Origin of the sequence: Streptomyces sp. MMG1121, assembly GCF_001280015.1 — a bacterium.
Lineage (GTDB): Bacteria > Actinomycetota > Actinomycetes > Streptomycetales > Streptomycetaceae > Streptomyces.
The window spans coordinates 1-19,988 of record NZ_LGDV01000222.1 but is presented as its reverse complement, the minus strand read 5'-3'; the positions used below and the strand labels follow the sequence as shown (position 1 = coordinate 19,988).

Here is a 19,988-nt window from a genome sequence, read left to right as displayed (position 1 = left end):
GTGTTGGCCAGCACGATGGGTCCGGTCTTCTCCTTGAACTGAGCGAACATCGGCGTATCCGGGTCCAGGCTCTGCAGCTTGGCCATCTTCGGTACTTCCTCTCTCTGTCGATTGCCCCACGGCACCGAGGCCGGCCACCACCGCACTGGCGGATCAGGGATCGGCGATGGTTGGGACAGGGCGGGCCGGGGCGGCGTCAGGCGGTGAAGACGCGCTCGACTTCGTCGCGCCGCGTCTGCACATCCCAGTACGAGGGGGCGACTTCCTCAGCCGAGGCCGTCGGTGCTCCGGGCGGGCCGTAGGTGCCGATCCACACTCCGATGGCGACACGTGCGGCCTGGGCGGCGTTCCGGCGCACCGAAAACCGTGAGCTGCATGGCGCGCGCCCTCCAGGTGCTGCTCCCTAGGTGGGTGAGTACTCACTCACCTCGTCTGCCCTTATGGTGAGTGAATACTCACCCCCGCGTCAAGCCTGTTGGAGCACGCATGGACCAGAGGCCGACCCGCGCCCGTATCGTCGACGCGGCCCACGAGCTCATGCTTGGCATCGGCCTCGCCCGCACCACCACCAAGGAGATCGCGAAGGCGGCCGGCTGCTCCGAAGCGGCGCTCTACAAGTACTTCGGCAACTAGGAGGAGATCTTCCTGGCCGTACTCAACGAGCGCCTGCCGAAGCTCGGTTCACTCCTCGAACGCCTTCGCTCCGAAGGCGTGGGAAACCCCGACCGCACAGTCGAGCAGAACCTCAGGGACATCGCCCACGAAGCAGCGCTCTTCTTTGAGCAGACCTTTCCGATGGCCGCGTCCCTGTATGCGGAGCCCCGCCTCAAGCGTCGCCACGACGACACCCTGTGCGAGATGGGCACCGGCCCGCACCGCCCGATCGAGGGCCTGGACGCCTACTTGAGAGCCGAACAGGAGGCAGGCCGCATCAGCGCCCAGGCCGACACGTTCGCCGCCGCCTCCCTCCTTCTGGGCGCCTGCGCCCAACGAGCCTTCGCCTATGACATGTCCCCCAAGGCCAAACCCCCACAGTCGGCAGACGCCTTCGCCGCCCGGATCGCGCGCACCCTGCTCACAGGGATCGCATGAGGGCTCCCTGCCCTGAGCGGTCAGGATGGTCGCGGCCAGCGTCACGCCCACACGGCGCAATCGCAGATCTCCGGGCCCCGTACCTCAGACGGGCACCCGCCCCGAAAGCTGTGATGCTCATTGACCACGACCCGATAAGCGCCCTGACGCCGCGTCATTCGCCGGTGCCCTCGTCGTCCGCGTCGAGGTGGACGGGAAGGGGCGCACCGCGTGGTGGCGCAGGGCCAGCTTCTCCCGCATCCGCGCCTCGGCCGACCCGTCGTCCTCGGGCACCAGGGTTTCGACGGTCGCGACCGCGCCGGCCACCGCCGTGCGGGGCACCGCTTCCTCGACCGCCGCCCACAGCGCGGCCACGTCCAGGTCCGCGTCGTGCTCGGCGACCAGGCCCAGCTCCTCGGCAACTCAGCATGCCGGCCGCGCTCGACCAGCGGATCGCGATCCGCTCCAGCATGCCACCCATGACCAGCGAGGAGACCAGCCGTTGCCTCGCCCACCACCTCGCCCTCGCGAGCCGCTCCGACACTCTGATCTCCGACGACGCGATCACCCTCAGCCACGGCACCGCCCGCGACTGTCCCCGCGCCGTCAACAACCTCGCCGTCTCAACCCTGCTGTCCGCCCGACAACAAGTCCATCGTCGACGAGTCCTCCGCCCGCGTCGCGGTCGCCGAAGTCACCGTCGAACGACCCAGCGTCCTCACCACGGCCGAGCGCCGCCTTGGACACGTACACGGGAGGCACCCGATGGCGTCCAGGTCGATGTTCACGAGAGTTCGGTGCTGGCTCGTATTCCGCGCTCTGTCGCTGATTTGGGGGTGGTGGCCGGTTGATCAAGGTGACAGAAGGATTCGGCGTGCCGCGCCGCGGGCGAGTGCGGGTGAGGGAGCCGCGCATCGGCGTGCCGGCGAGCGTTTCAGGATCCGTCGAGGTCATCGACTGTCAGGTGCGCCATGGTGCGGCGCGCGAGCCTTCGCTGCGGGATGCACGTCATCACTGGCTGCGTCCAGGCCCGAGAGCAGGCGCAGCCCGTCCTCGGCGGGGCTGCCGGGGGCCGCGGACAGCACGAGCAACTCCCTGCCCGATTCATCCGGCAACGCGAAGTTCTCCTGGTGCAGTTCCAGCAGTCCGACCAGTGGGTGCCGGTACTCCTTGCGTCCGTGTGTACGGGCGCGCACGTCGGCGCGGGCCCAGAGGCGACGGAAACGCTCGCTGCCCATCGCCAGCTCGCCGATGAGCGAGGCCAGACGGGGGTCCTCCGGGTATTTGCCGGCGGCCAGGCGCAGGTGCCCGACCACGTCGAGGGTGCACTTCTCCCAGTCCGCGTAAAGGCCGCGCTCGGCCTCCTCGAGGAAGATGTGCCGGGCGGTGTTCAGGCCCGGCATCGGCCGGCCGTACAGGAGCCCGGCGAGGCGGTTCCCGGCGAGCACGTCCAGGCGGTGGTCCATGATCAGCGCGGGTGCGTCGGCGACCAGGTCGAGGACGCGCAGCAGCTCCGGCCGGACCCGCCCGCCCGGCGCCTTCGCGCGGCGGCGGCGCTGCCGGGCGAGCCGGTCGAGGTGCCCGCGTTCGGTCTCGTCGAGGCCGAGGACCCGGGCGAGCGCGTCGAGGACCTGCTCGGAGGGCTGGGTCGCGCGGCCCTGCTCCAGGCGTACGTAGTAGTCGACGCTGACTCCGGACAGGTGCGCGACTTCTTCGCGGCGCAGCCCTTCGACCCGGCGGCGGCTGTCGGTGGGGATGCCGACGGCCGCCGGGTCGACCCGGGAACGCCGGGTCCGCAGGAAGCCCGCAAGATCGTCCATGCCGCCAGTATGGCCTCGGTGGAGCCCGTGAAGGTGGCCCTGCCAGTACCAGGAAGTCCCGTCCGACGGAAGAGGAGCCCCTGAACGCCGGGCGCCGCGGCGCCCAGGATCGAAGGCACCCGATCCGAAGGAGTTCCCATGAAGACGCTGATCGTCTACGCCCACCCGGAGCCGAAGTCGCTCAACAGCTCGCTGAAGGACCTCGCGGTGTCCACATTGGAGAGCGCCGGGCACGAGGTACGGGTGAGCGATCTGTACGCGATGAACTGGAAGGCGGTCGTGGACGCCGCGGACTACGGCCCCGACGCCTCAAGTCCGCTGAAGGTCGCCCTGGACTCGGGCCGGGCCTTCGACGCAGGGACGCTCACCCCGGACGTCCTCGCCGAGCAGGAGAAGCTGCTGTGGGCCGACACGGTCATCTTCCAGTTCCCGCTGTGGTGGTACACGATGCCCGCGATCCTCAAAGGCTGGGTGGACCGGGTGTTCACCTACCACTTCGCGTACGGCGTCGGCGAGCACAGCGACACCAGGTACGGCGAGCGCTTCGGCGAAGGCACCCTCGCGGGCAGGAAGGCCCTGCTGTCGGTGACCGCCGGCGGCCCGGAGTCGCATTACGCCGCTCGCGGGATCAACGGCCCCATCGACGATCTGCTATTCCCGATCCACCACGGCATCCTCTACTACCCGGGCATCGAGGTGCTGCCGCCGTTCGTGCTGTACAGCACCGACCGGATGACCGGCGAGGACTACCCGGACGTCGCCAAGGCCTGGGAGCAGCGCCTGCTCACCCTGGAGTCGACCGAGCCGATCGCGTTCCGGCGGCAGAACTTCGGCGACTACGAGATCCCCTCGCTGCACCTGAAGGAGGGACTGGAGCCCGCGGGCCGCACGGGTTTCGGGCTGCACGTGCGCGGCTGACCGCCAGCTAGGGACCGGGGGTGTGACCCAGATACGTTCCGAACGGGCCATGGGTTGGTCTTGGAGGTGTGAGCGGCCAGGTCCCGTCACTCGGTCAGCCCAGCCTCGTCGAAGGTGACGTTGGGCTGTCGTCTGGGGCCTGCCGGACATTCCCGGGACCAACCGGGCGGTGGCCGAGGTGATCGTGGTCGAGACCGGGGGCTGCATCGGTCGGTTCCCCTCGGCGGGACATCGGGTGTCCTGGGCCGGGCTGTGTCCAGGACACCACGAGTCGGCCGCTCCTGACCGGCTGGGCCCGCGAGTTCACCACCCTGCGCGAGGTCACCCGAGACGGCATAAATGGTGACCGCAGCGTCACAGCCCCGGCGCCAACAACACCCTCACTTCGTCAGCGCCCTTCAGCACCGAATCGGCACCACGATTTCGGCAAACCACCCAGCCCACCCACCGCCGTCCGGTCCAGAAGCCGCCATGATGCTGAACCCGCAACACGGATCAGGCCATGAGCAGGCGGAGCCCGAGATCTGCCGTGTCCAGGTCGACGAGGTCGCTGTTGCGCTCGGCCCACCGGCCGGAGTCGAGGTCGTCGCCGAGGCTCTGCACCGCCCGCCGCTCGGCCTCCGGTCCGACCCTCGCCCACACCGACGACGCACGGCGCACATGATCCTCCAGATACGCCCCCGGTCGGCGCCAGTACGCCTCGAACAGGCCGTCAGCGCAGTCCCACGGGACCGGCACCGGCTCCACGCGGGCGCCGATCGCGTCGGCCATCCCGGCAAGCGGGGGGAATTCCGCGAGGACGGCGGCGAACTCGGGCAGGTAGTCGCGGGTAAGCCAGAACCGGTCCTGCCATCCGGGCTCATCGGTGTCGAACGTGAGCACCACCACGCGGCGGGCGACGCGCCGCATCTCGCGCAGCCCCGCTATCGGGTCCCCCCAGTGGTGAACGGTGGAGACGGCCATCGCCACGTCGAAGGAGCGGTCCTCGAACGGCAGGCTCTCCGCGGCGGCGGCCACGCACGGCGCCGAGCCGGCAGGCCGCTGCCGCCGCATGACCTCCGACGGCTCCACCGCGGTCACGTCGCGATCAGCAGGCTCGTAGGAGCCGGTGCCGGCCCCGACGTTCAGCACCGTCTGCGCGTCGCCGAGCGCGTCCCAGATCTGCGCGGCGATCCGTGGCTCGGTACGCCGTGTCGCGGTGTAGGCGCCGCCGATCGCGTCGTACAGCCGTGCACCGAGCATCTCCAGTTGCTCTTCCGGTGTCACCTTCAGCCCCCTTGCTCGTGCCTCAAGTTCCCTGTCGATGGCCGCCACCATGGCGTCAGCGCGATCACGCCGCTCCAGCAGCAGGCCGCGCAGCCGCCGCAAGTGCGCGACCGCGTCGGCGGACGCGTCGCCGACCAGTTCCGCGACCTCCCGCAGCCCGAAGCCCAGCCGCCGATAGGCCAGCGCCTCCCGCAGCCGCTCCACGTCGTCCGCCGAATAGGCCCGGTACCCGGCCGCGGTCCGCGCCGACGGGCGAACGAGCCCGATCTCGTCGTAGTGATGCAACGTGCGGACGCTCACGTCGGCCAGCCCTGCCACGCGTCCCACGGTCCAGTGATCCTCCACGGCACCGACTATGCAGCCTGACGCCACGTGAGGGTCAAGAACCTCACCCACGACAGCAGGAACCGAACACGAGGCAGCGGCCCGAGGCGACTCCTGCAGCCAGAGCGATGGCCCGGTTCAGAGGGAAGAAGTGCGGGCCGAGCTGGTCGCCGAACAGCCAGTGAGTGTCAGCCATGGTCACTCCTGCCGGTCGCGGCCCCGGCGGAAACGTTCCAGGCCCTCGGACAGCTCCACGATCGGGTCCGGGTAGTCGAGCGCCGCCCGGTCCAAGGCAGGCAGCTTCCACGGCTCGTGCACGGCCGGGGCGTCCACGCCGTCCAGTTCGGGCACCCAGCGGCGAACGTAGGCGCCATCGGGGTCGTGCCGCTTGGCTTGGGTGACGGGGTTCAGGACCCGGTTGGGCCGGGTGTCGGTGCCGGTGCCGGCCATCCACTGCCAGTTGAGCTGGTTGTTGGCGATGTCGCCGTCGACCAGCCAGTGCAGGAAATGGGCGGCGCCGATCCGCCAGTCGACGTAGAGGGTCTTGGTCAGGAAGCTCGCGGTCAGCAGGCGGGCCCGGTTGTGCATCCAGCCCTCGTGGCGCAGCTGCCGCATCGCCGCGTCGATCACCGGGTAGCCGGTACGGCCCTCCTGCCACGCCTCGATGTCGGCCTTCGCAGTTCGCTCGTCACGCCATCGGTCGTTCTTCGCACGGTAGTCGGCGCGGGCGGCGTCGGGGCGGGCGGCGAGAACCTGGCGGTGGAAGTCGCGCCAGGCGAGCTGGCGTACCAGGGCTTCGGCGCCCAGCCCGCCGTGGGCCCGGGCCCGGTGGACCAGTTCCACCGGGGACAGGGTGCCGAAATGCAGGTGCGCGGAGAGCCGGGAGGTGGCGTCGGCGGCCAGGTCGTCGCGCATATCGTCGTAGGCATCCAGTCCGCTGCGCCAATACGCCGTTACCCGCCCCCGGCCCTCGCTCTCCCCGCCGGGCGGCAGGGCGGGCGAGACTCCCGTCACGTCCCTGCGGGCCGGAAGGGGTTCGCCTTTCACGTCGTCCGGCACCCGTACCCGGCGCGGGGCGCCGACGACGGCTCGCAGACGCACCTGCGCCCAGTGCCGGTGGTACGGCGTGAAGACGGCGAAGTGGTCGGAGGAGGCGGGGGTCACCTCGCCGGGCGGTACGGCCACGGTCACCGCATCGTGCACGAACAGGCGGCGGCCTTCGGCCTCCAGCGCCCGCCGCAGCCGTTCCTCCCGCAGGCCTGCGAAGCCGCTGTGCGCCGCCGCCATGTGGACCTCGTCGGCGTCCGCGCTGGTCACCACGCGGCACACCTCGTCCACCAGGTCGCCCGAGCGCACCACGAGTCGTCCGCCGCGCTTGCGCAGCGAAGCGTCCAGATCGGTCAGGCAGTCGGCAAGGAACGCGCTGCGGTTCGGGGTGGCGAAACCCACTGCTTCGACGGCGCGGTCGCGCACGAAGAGCGGGACGACCGCGTCTGCGGACTCCAGCGCCGCACGCAGCGGCGGGTGGTCGTGCAGGCGCAGGTCGGCGGTGAACAGGACGACCGAGACATGCATGACGGTCAGCTTCTTTCCGGTGGTCGACGGCGGCCGGTGCGGACGGCACTGTCTTCCGGTGGCACGGCCGAACCGGATGCGGTGCGGCCGGTCGTGGCCGGCCCGGCGCTGTGGCGCTGGCCACGCGCGGCGGCGCGCACGATGTTGCGGGCCATGCCGCCGAAGACGACCGCGTGGAAAGGCGAGACGCTCCACCAGTACAGGTGGCCGAGCAGCCCGCGAGGGTGGAACAGGGCCCGCTGCCGGTACCGGACCGGACCGCCCGCGTCGCCGTCCACGCGCATCTCCAGCCAGGCCAGGCCAGGCAGCCGCATCTCGGCGCGCAGCCGCAGCAGCCGCCCGCGCTCGATCTCCTCCACCCGCCAGAAGTCCAGCGAGTCGCCCACCCGCAGCCGCCGCGCGTCCCGTCGGCCCCGGCGCAGGCCGACGCCGCCGACGAGCCGGTCGAGCCGGCCACGCACGGCCCAGGCCAGCGGAAAGGAGTACCAGCCGTTCTCCCCGCCGATGCCCTCGATCACCCGCCACAGTGCCTCCGGCGCCACGTCCGCCTCGCGTTCGCGGACATCGGTGTACAGGCTGCCGCCTGCCCAGTCCGGGTCGGTCGGCAGCGGGTCGCTGGGGGCGCCCGGCACGGAGGCCGAGGACCAGCGCGTGGCGACCTGGGCTTCCCTGACACGCTGCAACGCGAGGGCGACTGCTTGGTCGAAGCCGAGCGGATGGCCGGGCGGACTGGGCAGGTACCGCTCCATGTCCCGCTCCCGGCACACCACTTCGTGGCGCAGGGACTCCGTGAGCGGGCGGGCGATCGAGGCCGGCACCGGGGTCACCAAGCCGACCCAGTGACTTGACAGACCGGGTGTGAGCACGGGTACGGGCACGATGAACCGGCGGGGCAGCCCGGCGACGGTGGCGTACCGCTGCATCATCTCCCGGTAGGTGAGCACCTCCGGGCCGCCGATGTCGAAGGCACGGCTGACGTCGGCGGGCAGACGGGAGCAGCCCACCAGGACGCGCAGGACGTCCCGCACGGCGATGGGCTGGATACGGGTGTGCACCCAGCGCGGGGTGACCATCACCGGCAGCCGCTCGGTGAGGTACCGCAGCATCTCGAAACTGGCCGAGCCGGAACCGATGATCACGGCAGCGCGCAGCACGGCGGCCGGCACACCCGAGTCGAGCAGGATGCGGCCCACCTCGGCACGGGAACGCAGGTGGGGAGACAGATCCGACTCGGGAACCCCTTCCGGGGTCAGCCCGCCGAGGTAGACGAGGCGGCGGACGCCGGCCCGACGGGCCTGCTCGCCGAAGACGCGGGCCGCGTCACGGTCGGTCCGTGCGAAGTCGCGGCCGGTGCCGAGCGCGTGCACCAGGTAGTAGGCCACGTCCACGCCGTCCATCGCCCGTGCCACCGACGCGGCGTCGAGGACGTCGCCCTGGACGATCTCCACCCGGCCGGCCCACGGATGGTCGCGCAGCTTGCGCGGCGTGCGCGCCAGGCAGCGCACCCGGTACCCGGCGTGCAGCAGCTCGGGCACGAGCCGACCGCCGATGTAGCCGCTCGCGCCGGTCACCAGACAAGTCAGTGCCTCGTGAGCCGTAACCCGGTCCCCGGTCGTCGTCCTGTTCGCCTCGTCCGCCACGGGTGCCGTCCTGTACTCGCTCGTGCGCCGGTGCGCCGCATCTTGTTTTCCCGAACTTCCACAGTGCTGCCCGCCCGGCCGGACGCGCCTCGTGCGCGCGGTGATCGGGTGAAACCCGCGGCTTCCGGCGCCACGGGGCGAGAGGACCGCCCGGAACGCCCGGCCCGCCCATGGCATCACTCCGCATCCAGCGGGCACGTTGATCGCATGGCGTCCCGACCTCAGTACACCGCACGCACGCTGCTCACGCTGCTCACGCGGCCGCCCGCCGCCCGGGGCGGGCCCAGCTCCTCCCCCGGTCCGATCCGGACACTGCTGACCCGTGCCGACCGGCGCGTCTTCGAGGAGGTCGCCACCCGTCACTGGCCGCTCGCCGAGAAAGTGCTGCCCCGGCTGAGCCGCAGCGCCGACCACGGGCTGCTGTGGTTCGGTGTCGCGGCCAGCATGGGCACGCTCGGCGGGCGGACCCGGCGGCGGGCCGCCGTCCGCGCCGTCGCGTCTCTGGCCGTGGCCTCGGTCACTGTGAACACCCTCGTCAAACGGTCGGCGCGGCGCACCCGTCCGCCACTGGATCGGGTACCGGCGGTGCGGCACCTCGCCCGCCTCCCCTTCACCACGTCGTTCCCGTCCGGCCATGCCGCCTCGGCCGCCGCCTTCGCCTTCGGCGCGGGCCTGGAGTCCCGCCGTTGGGGCCTTGCTCTCGCCCCGCTGGCCTGGTCGGTCGCCTTCTCCCGCGTCTACACCGGGGTTCACTACCCCGGCGACGTACTCGCGGGGGCGGCCCTCGGGGTGGGCGCGGCCTACGCGGTGCGCGGCATCGCCCCGACCAGGGAGCAGTTGGGCCCGCAGGCCCGTCCACACGCCGAGGCACCGGCTCTGCCCGCCGGGCGCGGACTGGTGGTCGTGGCCAACAGCGCGGCAGGCACGGGAGGCGACGCGCTGCGGCAGGCGCGCGCCGCCCTGCCGGAGGCGGAGTTCGTCACCGTGGATCCGGACGCCTCGCTGGAGGAGCTGTTCGAACGCGCGGCCGGACGCGCCACCGCGCTGGGGGTGATCGGCGGCGACGGCACGGTGAACGCGGCCGTCACCGCGGCCGTGCGGCACGGGCTGCCGCTGGCGGTCATGCCCGGCGGGACGCTGAACCACTTCGCCTACGACCTGGACCTGCACTCGGTCGAGGACGCGGCCGAGGCCGTCACCGGCGGGCACGCGGTGAGCGTGGACGTGGCCCGGCTCCGGCCGGGGCCGCACGGACGCGAGGCCTACTTCGTCAACACCTTCAGCATCGGTGCCTACACCGACCTGGTCAGGGTGCGGGAGAAGTGGTCGCCACGGCTGGGCAGCGTGGCCGCGGGCGCGCTCGCGGTGCTGCACGTGCTGGGTACGGCGCGTCCGGTGGAGGCCGAGTTCGACGGGCGGCGGCGCCAGATCTGGCTGTTGTTCGCCGGCAACTGCACCTACCGTGGGCTGGGCCTGGCACCAGTACGCCGCCACGACCTGGCCGACGGCATGCTCGACGTCCGGGTCGTACGGGCCGGACGCCTGGCCCGGCTGCGCCTGGTCGCCGCCGCCCTGTCCGGCACCCTGCGCCACTCCCCCGTGCTGTCCGCGCGGCGCGTCGAGCGCCTGATCGTCACCGGCCTGGACGGCGCCTCCCATCTGGCCTACGACGGTGAGACCGCCCCGGCCCCGCCCGCACTGCTGCTGGACAAGGCGCCGAGCGCACTGACCGTGTACCGCCCACTGCCCGAGGCACCCTGACGGGCCCATGGAAATCAGCCATCCGGGTTCAGGCTGAGGTCTGCGACTTGCCCCCTTGTGCGCACAGTCGCTCGTTGATGTGCTGGGCTTCTTCGAGCCGGTCTTCAAGGATGACGATGCGGCAGGCGGCCTCGACAGGGGCCCCGGTACCTTCCGGTCCGGGGCCTTGCGGTACCCGGGCGGACATCGTCCTCACCCGGGCGATCTCTTGAGGCGGCGGCCTCGAAACGGCACCCGGCCAGGCCCGTCGGCACCTTGATACGCCTGGTCCGCCTGGCACTTGAGCCCGCTTCGGCGAACGCTTCGATGATTCCGTGCTGTCGAGCGTCGTTTGTGTTTCCCGGAGCAGTACGGAGTGTCGGCGGCGATGCGGTTGATCGGGAGCAGGGTGCCGTCGAGGATGACGAACGCCTTCTCCCGGATCGTCCTCATCGCCTCACCCAGGGAGGGCCGAAGCTGGCCAGGGCCTCGATGGCTCCCCGTATGTGGCGGTAAACGGTCGCGATCCCGTTGCCGAACCCACCGGCCAACCGGATTTGGAAAGGACTCAATGGCCGAGCTGTAGGACCCCTGATCGGGGTGGACCGATTCGTACGGGAATCAGGACTCCACATGGCCGCCCTGAGTAGCCTGGTCTCGCCGCTTCGCAGCAAGACCGGTCCAGGCGGCAGCCAACAGAGGAACGTCCGGGCAGACGCCCGTACGCGAACGGGGAGTAGACGTCATGCGCAACGTCATCAAGCGGGCCGTACAAGGTACCGTCGCCGCCGCCCTCGCTCTCGGCGGTGTCGCCACGGCGACCGGCCCGGCCGCCGCCTTCGGCAACTCCGCCAACTGGTCATGGCCACACGACTACCAGATCGGCGGGAACAACAACACCGGCCGTTGCGTCGACGACTCGATCGACGCGCACGCCATCAGCGGCAACCTGTTGCGGGGCTACCCGTGCAACGGCTACAACTGGCAGAAATGGCGTGTGATCGGCATAGAAGGCGACGGCTACGCCGAGCTCCGGAACGCCGCCACCGGGCTGTGCCTGGACGACTCCAACAGTGGGCCGAACGGCGCGGACCTGCTGCGCGGCTTCCCCTGCAACGGTGAAGGCTGGCAGAGGTGGAGGATCGTCAGCCGGATCACCGCCACCAACCCCGCCTACTTCCAGCAGGTGCTCCAGAACGCCAACACCGGCCGCTGCCTGGACGACTCCGACGCCGGTAGCGGCGGCTCCGACCTGCTGCGCGGCTACCCCTGCAACGGTCCCTCCCAGGACGGTGGGTGGCAGGGCTGGAACCTCTACATGGTCGACTGACCAGCCCCGAGCGCGAGGCTGCGCCCCGGTCGCCTCTGGCCGGAAAAGCGCAGCCCTGGCCGGCACACGTCGAAGCAGTGCCAGGTACGGCGCTGACCCCCGCCGTTCGTTCCGGCATACCGCACAAAACAGCCTGCGATGGGGCTGGCGCCGGCACGATCAGTGAACCCCACCCGGTCGGAACCCCTGGACGAGTAGATCCGAAATTCCGCTTCCCCGGTCCGACGCCAACACCCTGGTGCCTGCCGGGCAGCGGATCACCCGCCCGTCATCGGGCCGAGGTAGGTACCACCGGAGACATCGATGGTCTGGCCGGTCACCCAGCGCCCCTGCGGACCCGCCAGGAAGCCCACCACATCTGCGACGTCCCCCGGCTCGCCAATCCGTCCGAGCGCGGTGATCGACTCAAGTCCGGCCATCGCCTCGGGAACGCCGGTCCACCCGGCGGTCATGTCGGTCAGCACCACCCCGGGTTCGACCGTGTTCACCGTGATCCGGCGCCTGCCCAGTTCGTTGGCGAGCGACGGGCCGAGCGCAGCCAGCGCGGCCTTGGTGACGGTGTAGCCGATCTGGAGAGGATTCGCGATCCGGGTGGCCGCCGAGCCCACGTTGACGATGCGTCCGCCGTCCCGCAGCAGCGGCAGCGCCCGCTGGACCACGAAGATCGGCGTGCTCACGTTGACCGCCAGAAGCCGCTCCAACTCCTCCTCGGTGAGTTGCCCGATCGAACTGACCGAGTGAATACCCGCATTGTTGACCAGGATGTCCAGGCCGTCCTCACCGTGGTCCGCCAACCCGGCGGTGAGCCCCTCGAACAACGAGTCCACCGCACCGCTCTCGCCGAACCTGGCCTCCACCGCGAACGCCCGGCCCCCGGCCTTGCCGATCAGCGCCACGGTCTCCGCGGCGGCCGCGTCGTTGCCGCCGTAGTGGACCACGACCAACGCGCCCTCGGCGGCGAGCCGCAGGGCGACCGCGCGCCCGATCCCGCGTGAGCCGCCTGTCACCAGTGCGGTCCTGCCGTCCAGTTCCCCCACGATCGCCTCTCCCCTCGTGCCGCCCCGGCCGAATACGGGACCGATCTCAAGTACATCCGAAGTTCCGCGCTGCCAAAGGGACGAAGGTGTCCAAGATCAGTGTGTGACGACCGATCTGAACACCCTCTTGACCGCACTGTACGTGAAGATCGACGACGAGATCGGGGAACGCGGTGGCTGGGCCGTCCGCCTCTGCTCAGCGACTCCGAAGTCGTCTGCCTTGCGGTGGCACACCCGCGAGTTGGCCAGGGACAGCGACTTCTGGACCGACACGGTGTTGATCACCCACTCCGCCCCGGTGCCTTGCGGCATGTCGCGTCCGACCGTCCAGCGCTCGAACCTGGCGGGCTGGGCCGGCCACGGCTACTGCGCCTCGCACTCCCGGTCCTTCTGGGGCCTGCGCCTGCACCTGGTCTGCACCCTCGTCGAGTTGCTCCCAGTACTGCAGACCCCTTCACCCAATGAACCCACCGCTCGACTTGAGTTCGTTTGCGCACCATGGCCTCGCTCACCCGACTTCCGCTCGATCGCAGTGAGGCGTTCCAGGGCTTGTTGACGCGAGAGGGGCCCGGGGCAGCAGCCCCAAGTCGGACACTCGTGGTCCACGCAGGTTCGAATCCTGCCCTCTCCGCAACGCTGTGGCTTCGTCGGGGGCTGGGGTTCAGGAGGGCTTGCCGGACAGGACTTCCACCTTGCCGGTGTCGAGTGAGTAGTACGCGCCGACCACCGCCAGGGAGCCCTTGCGCACCAAGGGGGCGAGGTCGTCGTTGGAGCGCAGTGCGGTGGCGGTCAGCTTGGCCTGGGCCCGGGCCATCGTCTCGACCGGGTCGGCGCCGCCTTCCTTGACCGCCCGCTCGTACGACGGCCGCAGAGCCCTGACGATCGCCTGCAGGTTGCCGGGCAGGGGTTTGCCGTCGCGCAGGGACTGGTAGGCAGCCTTGACTGCGCCGCAGCGTTGATGTCCCAGGACGACGACGAGCGGGGTGTCACTCGTCATGGGGCCGTACTCGACGGAACCGGTGACCACCGCATCGATCGCCTGCCCGCCCGTGCGCATCACGTAGAGATCGCCCAGTCCGGTGTCGAAGAGAAGCTCAGGCGGCACTCGGGAGTCGATGCACGAGAGAATCGCCCCGAAGGGTTCCTGTTGCTGGGCCACGAGCTGACGACGGTCCGGGTCCCGGTCGGGGTGCTGAAGGTTCCCGCTGACCCAGCGCGCATTGCCGTCCATCAGTCTCGCGAACGCGGTGGCGGGCGTGGTCGGGCGCGCCGAGGGCGAACCGCCGGCCGTCGCAGCGCGGGTCGCCGCGATGTCGGTCTCCGAAGTCACCGCGCTCGTCGATGAGCATCCCGCGAGGGCGGCCGTGGCGCCCGCGAGCGAGCCGACGAGCACGGCTCTACGGTCCAGACGCCCTGCTGTGCCCATCGGTCGGTCTCCTCTGCGCCGTACGCACCCGTGCCCGCCGTCTGCAGACCAGGGCCATTGTTCGGCGCGCAAGAGCGGCCCCGCGGCAGGCACGAGCGGGCGCAGGCCGTTTTGCCCCCGACGGCCTACCGAGCACAAGGCCGACGCCCTGCCGTGTCATCGGCCGCTGAGCTGAGCCTCGGCGTCCTCGGCGTCCTCGGCGTCCTCGGCAGCCGGCTCGTCCGCGGCCGGAGCAGCCTCCTCCCTGATCCGGAACCGCTGCAGGGAGCGCGGCGCCCACCAGGTGGACCAGGCGAACCCGCTCATCAGAGCCGACACCAGCAGGCAGCGCGACCATCCCGGCTTCACCAGGGCGGACTTCACCCCCACAGAGAGGCTCGCACCCTCATCTGTTCCGTGGAGTGACCAGCCCCCTGGAACCCCACGCTCGGCGACGGACACGAGGGACTGTCCGTCATGTGCCCCCGAGCCGCCATCCGGGCCTGTAGCGACCGGCTGGAGTGGAACGGCAACGCCGACGGCCGAGGGCGCCACATCATCCTCCTGCCTCAGCCCTTCCAGGAGATCCAGACCCGGGTGCGCCGGGACCAGGACACCCCCGAGTGGCAAGAGCACTACGCGATCCGCGCCGGCTGCGCAGCCACCGTCTCCGAGACCGTCCACGCCCACGGCCTGCGCCACTGCCGCTACCACGGCATCGCGAAAGCCCACGTCCAGCACGTCCCCACCGCCGCCGGAGCCGACATCGTCCGACTCAGCGAGTGCTTCCCACCGGGCAGCACGCCTACGCGTCACCCATGTTTGCGGCGCAGCCGCCGTTCAGCGCAGTGCGCGTTCGCGAGGGGGCGCCATCCGTCTCATCCGGGGTTGTTGATCCGAAACGGCAAGTGTTCTGGGTCATTGACTGCTGCGTGAGCGAACTGGTGGGGGACGTAGGGCAGTTGTCGCCGTCGGCGCATGAGGCGTTGCGGCTACGGGCGGTGGCCGCTCTGGTGGAGTGCCGGGACCGCGAGGACGTCACGGCGGTGTTCAAGGTCTCCCCCAGGGCGGTGGACGGCTGGTGGGCGAAGTGGTAGGCCGGTGGGCGTGAAGCGCTGGCCGCGCGTTCGCGTGGGGGGGCGCGTGGGTTTGCATCAGGTGCTGTCCGGGGTCGGCCCACCCCTGTCTGCCACAGGACTGAGGAGATCCACCGACGACCCGGGCTAAGGACCGGTGCGGTCAGCGCGGTGGGTCCGTGGTGACCGCGACGTCGGGCAGCTTTCGGCGTACCGGGTGAGCACCTCAACCCCGAACACGAGCACTGGCGGCGCGGCGTAGAGGCCGCCGTCATCTGCGCCCGGCTCCACAGCAGCCCGAAGGTCCCATTCACCAAGCGTGTGCGACGACCAGGAGCAAGAGGCCGAACATGCCGACGACCGGCTCCGGGACCACGCCTCCTCGGTCGCGCTCAGCCATGCCGGTCGCAGCGACGCCAGGCTTGACGCATCCGGGAACTACGAAGTTCCCCGCGGCCGGACGGGTCCCAGATCCGGACACCCCGGTACGAGGTGCACGCGCCCCGGTACACCGGTCGCGGCCGGCGCCGCGGGTGCGGCCCGGGCGATCCGGGCGGTCCGGTTCGGCAGGCGGGGCACGGTCACGCTGACCGGGGCGCGGCTGTACGTGTTCGCGGTGATCGAGCACGCCAGCCGCCGGGTCCGCGTCCTGGGTGCCACAGCTCACCCGCCCGCGAGCTGGGTGGTCCCGGCCGCGAAGAATCCCGTCACAGACCTGGAAGACGCGGGTTGCCGTGCTCGGTTCAGTTCATGATCCGGGACAGGGAATCACCGATCCTGAAGGCAACCTTCACTAGCTGATGGAGACGTCCCGCGATTGACTCGCCGGGCTCGCCGGCCGGAAGGCGCACGTACCGTCTGCGGACGTGCCGGGCCGTCCGGTGCGGGGCACAGCCGAACGGTGCGCGGACCGGACCGGTTACCCCCCGGCGCCAGACCCAGCATCTTGGTGGGTTGGTGTCTGCAGTTGGGCCGCCCCACTTCCACTGGCCGTGGCATGTCGTGATCCGGCACCGTTCTTCGCACAGGACGCCCACCACCGGTGCACCCCCAGCCGAGCACGAGGCAGACCGGGGGTGGCGAGCAACGGCTTTCGTCTAGAGCTGGGTGGCACCGCCGTCGACGAACAGTTCCGCGCCGGTGGTGAAGGAGCTCTGGTCCCCGGCCAGGTAGAGGGCGGTGGCGGCGACCTCGTCGGGACGGCCCGCCCGACCGAGCGGGGTCGGTGCGGCGGGCTCGGTGGCCTGATCGACTTGTGGGAGAGCGGCCCGCAGTTCGTCGGCCCCGGGGGTGGTGACGGGGCCAGGGGTGAGGGCGTTGACGCGGATGCCGCGGCCGGCGAGTTCGGCGGCCCAGGTGCGGGCGAGGCTGCGGATCGCGGCCTTGGTGGCGGCGTAGACGCCCAGGCCCGGGACGCCGCGCAGGGCCGCGCTGGAGGAGAGCAGGATCACCGAGGCGCTGGCCGACAGCAGCGGAAGCGCCTTTTGGACGGTGAAGACCGTGCCCTTGAGGTTGATGGAGGTGGTGCGGTCGTACTCCTCCTCGGTGATCGAGCCGAGCGGGCCGAAGTCGCCGACGCCGGCGTTTGCCACGACGATGTCGAGATGACCGCTGCGCTCGGTGATCTCGGCGAAGAGCCGGTCGAGGTCGTCGAGTTTCGATACGTCGCTCTGAATGCCGATGGCGCGGCCGCCGGCCTGTTCGACGGCGGCCTCCAGCTCGGCCTTGCGGCGGCCGGTGAGGTAGACGGTGGCTCCCTCGGCGGCGAATCGGCGGGCGACGGCCAGGCCGATGCCGGTGGAGGCCCCGGTCACGAGGGCGGTCTTGTTGTCCAGCTGTCCCATGAGATCCTCCGGATACTTGACGTAACCATTGCAGTTACAATTCGGGGCGCAGAGAGCACCTTTGCCGCCGCGGCCCGGTTGGACCAGCAGTCGAAACTAGGTGGCTTTCAGCACGTCGTGCAGCACGTCCTCAAGCGTGGTTCTCGCCAGCTCCACGCGGAGAGCGGCTTCGATCCCGTCGTAGACGGCGGCCAGCGCTGGTGCGATGCCGTGGCCCACGACGCACTCGGGGTCGGGCGTGGCGGGGTGCAGGGCGAAGACCGGCCCCGGTTCCACCGCCTCGTAGACATCGAGCAGAGTGATCAACGACAGGTCCCGCGACAGCGTCCAGCCGGCGCCGGCACCCCTTCGCGAGTCGGCCAGGCCGGCCTTGCGCAGCTGGGCCAGCAGACGACGGATCACCACAGGATTGGTGTTGACGCTCGTCGCGATCTGTTCAGACGTCGCGACCTCGTGGCCGCGGCGCTGATACAGCCCGATCCAGGTCAGGGTGTGTGCGGCGACGGTCAGCCTACTGTTGGCGCTCATGCCGTCCATCACCTCCCACCATGCTGTAACCATAATCGTTACGACTGCTCCCGGCAAGTACCCGGGTAATCGACTCCTGAGCGGTTGCCCCATTCCGAGGGAGACTCCGAAAGACCTCGATGGTCTTCGTCACCGCCGGTCAGCCGTGACGCTCTGGCCGCCCACGGCACCGTGAGAGTAGAGCGAGGCCAGGCGACGGGCGACGGGGCTCGCGGGCTCGGCGGTGCCGACCAGGAGGTACCGACCGGGCGCGTTCTGGACCTCGTACGTCTGGTAGGCGGGAGCCAACCGTCCGACCTGCGGGTGAGGGAAGGTCTGGGCCTTGCCGCCCAGCCAGCTGACGTCCTGGCGGCTCCACAGCACCGCGAACTCCTCGTTCTCCGCGAGCAGGCCGTCGATCAAGGCGGGCATGCGGGGTCGTTCCGCGCCCCGGGCCACGGGGGCAGATCGGCGAGGCGGCGTACGGCTTCGGTAAAGCCCAGTACGTTGGCGGCCTCTGTGATCTCGGTGCCTTGTTTGCCAAGAACCAGGTCCGAACCGGCCCTCAACACAGTGAAGGCCCGGTGGATACCGGGCCTTCACGTCTGAGTAGCGGGGACAGGATTTGAACCTGCGACCTCTGGGTTATGAGCCCAGCGAGCTACCGAGCTGCTCCACCCCGCGTCGACACGATGAACTGTACGGCACCGATCCGGATCGGCCCAATCGGCTTTCGCCTGCGCTCGGACTGAGCCCGACTGCTGATGATTGGCCGACATGGCCGCTGCTGACCCAGTCTGGCCTTGTACGCGAAAACCCCGACTGCGATTGTTCGCCGCATGGGGAGTCAGCCAGGGCGCGTATCGGGTCGTGGTCAATGAGCATCGCAGCTTGCGGGGCTGGTGCCCGTCTGGGGTACGGGGCCCGGCGGTCCGCGGCTGCACCGTGTGGGCGCGAGCGACCGGAAGCGATGCCGCTGGCAGACAGCGGCGCGGGCCCGAGGGCCCCGGCCGCGTGCCCGCCGGGACGGCGTGTCAGAGCTTGGCGAGCCGGTCCACCAGCAGTTCCACCCTCCGCTCGGTGTACTCCGGCGGCAGCCGTCGCGCCCGGGTCAGGGTCGCGATCCCGTGCAGGGCCGCCCAGAACACCTCGGTGAACAGCCCCGTCTCGACGCCGTCCCCGGCGACCTCGCCCAGGCTCTCCAGCAGCGCGGCGAAGGCGTCCTTCAACGGCTCCGGGGTGTCCTCCTGCGCGTAAGCGAGACCGCCGTCGAGCTGGAACAGGGCGTCGTAGACCGCCGGATTGTGTGCGGCGAAGTCGAGGTAGGCGCGGGCCAGGGCGGCGACACGCTCGCGCGGGCTGTCCGCGGCCGCGGCCGCGACCCGCACCGCCGCGGCCATCTCGGCGGCGCCCTCCAGGGCGACGGCGCCGATGATCTCGCGCTTGCCGCGGAAGTGGCTGTAGAGGACGGGCTGGCTGTATTCGATGCGCTCGGCGAGCCGGCGGGTGGTGACCGCGTCCCAGCCCTGCTGCTCCGCGAGTTCGCGGGCCGTCGCCACGATGAGGCGCTCGCGGCCCGCCCGTTCACGCTCCTTGCGTTCCTGTACCGACATGATTCGATCCTAGCATCGCTAGACAATCGAGCGGGAGCAGTACTAGCGTTGACTCATCACCTAGCAATGCTAGATACCAGGGGGTCGTCATGCTCAATGCACTCGAGGTCGCCACCACCGTGATCGTCGGCGTGATGGTGGGGGTGGAGTTCTCCGTCGCCTTTGTCATGAACCCGATCTTCAACGCGCTCCCCGAGGACAGTGACCAACTCGGCCGCGCCCACGGGGGCCGGATGCTCGGTGCCGTGATGCCGGTCTGGTACATCACCTCGCTCATCCTCGTCGCGGTCTGGGCCATCGCCGGATGGCACCACCACGGCACCGGCCTCGTCGTCACCGCCGGCGCGCTCCTGATCCTCACCGTGATCATGTCGATCCTGCTGCTCGTCCCGATCAACAACCGGAACAAGACGTGGACCCCCGAGAACCGGCCCGCCGACTGGAAGGAGCAGATGAACCACTGGGACCGCTACCACTACGTCCGCGTCGCCGTCCTGATCGCCGCCTTCACCCTGCTGGCCGCCGCCCTCGTCTGAGCACTCGGGCCGACACCGCACCGATGGCGCTCGATCCCCGCGCCCGGGGGGGAGCGGACCACCGAAATCCCGACATCCGGGAACAGGATCCGGACACCAACACCCTCGAACGCCCTCGAACACCCGCTGGTACCTCCCCGGGAAGCGGGCGCCAGCGACGCCCCATGAGCGTCCGTCAGACTTCCTCGGAAGTACCGAAGATGGCCAAGCTGCAGAGCCTGGACCCGGATACGCCGATGTTCGCTCAGTTCAAGGAGAAGACCGGACCCATCGTGCTGGCCAACAC

Annotated in this window: 20 protein-coding genes, 2 tRNA genes and 5 pseudogenes; 11 read left to right on the top strand and 16 right to left on the bottom strand. The window is 70.4% G+C overall.

Annotation, left to right across the window (positions count from 1 at the left end; genetic code table 11):
* The first annotated feature begins 486 nt into the window (after positions 1–486).
* Positions 487–1,092 (top strand): annotated as a pseudogene (locus ADK64_RS32735) (TetR/AcrR family transcriptional regulator).
* A gap of 117 nt (positions 1,093–1,209) precedes the next feature.
* Here ADK64_RS32735 and ADK64_RS45445 read toward each other — a convergent pair.
* Together ADK64_RS45445 and ADK64_RS32725 are read right to left on the bottom strand one after the other, a co-directional pair.
* Positions 1,210–1,446 (bottom strand): hypothetical protein, encoded by a 237-nt coding sequence (locus ADK64_RS45445; protein WP_053665048.1) that lies wholly within the window; start codon positions 1,444–1,446, stop codon positions 1,210–1,212.
* A gap of 575 nt (positions 1,447–2,021) precedes the next feature.
* Positions 2,022–2,891: a helix-turn-helix transcriptional regulator gene (locus ADK64_RS32725; protein WP_053665046.1), complete on the bottom strand. Its 870-nt coding sequence runs from the start codon at positions 2,889–2,891 to the stop codon at positions 2,022–2,024.
* Positions 2,892–3,029: 138 nt separating this feature from the next.
* Here ADK64_RS32725 and ADK64_RS32720 point away from each other — a divergent pair, with 138 nt between their 5' ends.
* Both ADK64_RS32720 and ADK64_RS47810 read left to right on the top strand, forming a co-directional pair.
* Positions 3,030–3,809: an NAD(P)H-dependent oxidoreductase gene (locus ADK64_RS32720; RefSeq protein WP_053665044.1), complete on the top strand. Its 780-nt coding sequence runs from the start codon at positions 3,030–3,032 to the stop codon at positions 3,807–3,809.
* 139 nt (positions 3,810–3,948) lie between these two features.
* On the top strand, positions 3,949–4,155 hold the full coding sequence (locus ADK64_RS47810; protein WP_324614472.1) for a transposase: 207 nt from the start codon (positions 3,949–3,951) through the stop codon (positions 4,153–4,155).
* A gap of 149 nt (positions 4,156–4,304) precedes the next feature.
* Here ADK64_RS47810 and ADK64_RS32715 read toward each other — a convergent pair whose 3' ends face one another.
* The 4 genes from ADK64_RS32715 to ADK64_RS32705 form a co-directional block, all read right to left on the bottom strand.
* Positions 4,305–5,402 (bottom strand): MerR family transcriptional regulator, encoded by a 1,098-nt coding sequence (locus ADK64_RS32715; protein WP_053665056.1) that lies wholly within the window; start codon positions 5,400–5,402, stop codon positions 4,305–4,307.
* Positions 5,403–5,463: 61 nt separating this feature from the next.
* Complete coding sequence (locus tag ADK64_RS48535) at positions 5,464–5,595, bottom strand: hypothetical protein (protein ID WP_267888590.1); 132 nt, start codon at positions 5,593–5,595, stop codon at positions 5,464–5,466.
* A 2-nt stretch (positions 5,596–5,597) separates the two neighbouring features.
* Positions 5,598–6,974, bottom strand: coding sequence for a cryptochrome/photolyase family protein (locus tag ADK64_RS32710; RefSeq protein ID WP_053665042.1), 1,377 nt, complete (start codon positions 6,972–6,974; stop codon positions 5,598–5,600).
* Positions 6,975–6,979: 5 nt separating this feature from the next.
* Complete coding sequence (locus tag ADK64_RS32705) at positions 6,980–8,557, bottom strand: SDR family oxidoreductase (RefSeq protein WP_107093154.1); 1,578 nt, start codon at positions 8,555–8,557, stop codon at positions 6,980–6,982.
* A gap of 264 nt (positions 8,558–8,821) precedes the next feature.
* On the opposite strand from ADK64_RS32705, the gene ADK64_RS32700 reads away from it, so the two are divergent.
* On the top strand, positions 8,822–10,375 hold the full coding sequence (locus ADK64_RS32700; protein WP_078992987.1) for a bifunctional phosphatase PAP2/diacylglycerol kinase family protein: 1,554 nt from the start codon (positions 8,822–8,824) through the stop codon (positions 10,373–10,375).
* Between the two features lie 28 nt (positions 10,376–10,403).
* Here the strand turns inward: ADK64_RS32700 and ADK64_RS47805 are convergent.
* Positions 10,404–10,520 (bottom strand): annotated as a pseudogene (locus tag ADK64_RS47805) (MerR family DNA-binding transcriptional regulator); the annotation flags it as partial.
* Positions 10,521–10,705: 185 nt separating this feature from the next.
* Positions 10,706–10,908, bottom strand: a pseudogene (locus ADK64_RS49250) (IS5/IS1182 family transposase); the annotation flags it as partial.
* A 191-nt stretch (positions 10,909–11,099) separates the two neighbouring features.
* Here ADK64_RS49250 and ADK64_RS32695 point away from each other — a divergent pair.
* Entirely contained in the window at positions 11,100–11,684 is a 585-nt protein-coding gene (locus tag ADK64_RS32695) for an RICIN domain-containing protein (RefSeq protein WP_053665040.1), read from the top strand.
* A 257-nt stretch (positions 11,685–11,941) separates the two neighbouring features.
* Here ADK64_RS32695 and ADK64_RS32690 read toward each other — a convergent pair whose 3' ends face one another.
* A complete protein-coding gene (locus tag ADK64_RS32690; RefSeq protein WP_053665038.1) occupies positions 11,942–12,721 on the bottom strand; it encodes an SDR family NAD(P)-dependent oxidoreductase in 780 nt (259 codons plus the stop codon).
* Positions 12,722–12,824: 103 nt separating this feature from the next.
* Between ADK64_RS32690 and ADK64_RS48775 the strand changes: the two are divergent.
* Together ADK64_RS48775 and ADK64_RS46280 are read left to right on the top strand one after the other, a co-directional pair.
* Positions 12,825–13,142: pseudogene (locus ADK64_RS48775) on the top strand (IS982 family transposase); the annotation flags it as partial.
* Between the two features lie 138 nt (positions 13,143–13,280).
* Positions 13,281–13,352: transfer RNA gene (locus ADK64_RS46280), tRNA-Val, on the top strand.
* 30 nt (positions 13,353–13,382) lie between these two features.
* Here the strand turns inward: ADK64_RS46280 and ADK64_RS32680 are convergent.
* Together ADK64_RS32680 and ADK64_RS32675 are read right to left on the bottom strand one after the other, a co-directional pair.
* Positions 13,383–14,147: a carbonic anhydrase gene (locus ADK64_RS32680; RefSeq protein WP_234384796.1), complete on the bottom strand. Its 765-nt coding sequence runs from the start codon at positions 14,145–14,147 to the stop codon at positions 13,383–13,385.
* A 156-nt stretch (positions 14,148–14,303) separates the two neighbouring features.
* Positions 14,304–14,516 (bottom strand): hypothetical protein, encoded by a 213-nt coding sequence (locus ADK64_RS32675; RefSeq protein ID WP_159046395.1) that lies wholly within the window; start codon positions 14,514–14,516, stop codon positions 14,304–14,306.
* Positions 14,517–14,603: 87 nt separating this feature from the next.
* Here ADK64_RS32675 and ADK64_RS49245 point away from each other — a divergent pair, with 87 nt between their 5' ends.
* From ADK64_RS49245 to ADK64_RS47795, 3 genes and pseudogenes are all read left to right on the top strand, one after another.
* Complete coding sequence (locus tag ADK64_RS49245; RefSeq protein ID WP_053665032.1) at positions 14,604–15,062, top strand: transposase; 459 nt, start codon at positions 14,604–14,606, stop codon at positions 15,060–15,062.
* A complete protein-coding gene (locus ADK64_RS47800) occupies positions 15,059–15,223 on the top strand; it encodes a helix-turn-helix domain-containing protein (RefSeq protein WP_234384795.1) in 165 nt (54 codons plus the stop codon). Before ADK64_RS49245 ends, ADK64_RS47800 begins: the two co-directional genes overlap by 4 nt.
* A gap of 556 nt (positions 15,224–15,779) precedes the next feature.
* Positions 15,780–15,947, top strand: a pseudogene (locus ADK64_RS47795) (IS481 family transposase); the annotation flags it as partial.
* Between the two features lie 352 nt (positions 15,948–16,299).
* Here ADK64_RS47795 and ADK64_RS32665 read toward each other — a convergent pair.
* From ADK64_RS32665 to ADK64_RS32645, 5 genes are all read right to left on the bottom strand, one after another.
* A complete protein-coding gene (locus tag ADK64_RS32665; protein ID WP_053665030.1) occupies positions 16,300–17,046 on the bottom strand; it encodes an SDR family NAD(P)-dependent oxidoreductase in 747 nt (248 codons plus the stop codon).
* Positions 17,047–17,142: 96 nt separating this feature from the next.
* Complete coding sequence (locus ADK64_RS32660; protein ID WP_053665050.1) at positions 17,143–17,574, bottom strand: Rrf2 family transcriptional regulator; 432 nt, start codon at positions 17,572–17,574, stop codon at positions 17,143–17,145.
* A 129-nt stretch (positions 17,575–17,703) separates the two neighbouring features.
* Positions 17,704–18,012, bottom strand: a complete 309-nt coding sequence (locus ADK64_RS47790) for a hypothetical protein (protein ID WP_267888589.1) — start codon at positions 18,010–18,012, stop codon at positions 17,704–17,706.
* Positions 18,013–18,163: 151 nt separating this feature from the next.
* A tRNA-Met gene (locus tag ADK64_RS32650) sits at positions 18,164–18,237 on the bottom strand.
* A 350-nt stretch (positions 18,238–18,587) separates the two neighbouring features.
* Positions 18,588–19,166 (bottom strand): TetR/AcrR family transcriptional regulator, encoded by a 579-nt coding sequence (locus tag ADK64_RS32645; RefSeq protein ID WP_053665026.1) that lies wholly within the window; start codon positions 19,164–19,166, stop codon positions 18,588–18,590.
* 89 nt (positions 19,167–19,255) lie between these two features.
* Between ADK64_RS32645 and ADK64_RS32640 the strand changes: the two genes are divergently transcribed.
* Positions 19,256–19,702: a DUF1772 domain-containing protein gene (locus tag ADK64_RS32640; protein WP_053665025.1), complete on the top strand. Its 447-nt coding sequence runs from the start codon at positions 19,256–19,258 to the stop codon at positions 19,700–19,702.
* The last annotated feature ends 286 nt before the right edge of the window (positions 19,703–19,988 follow it).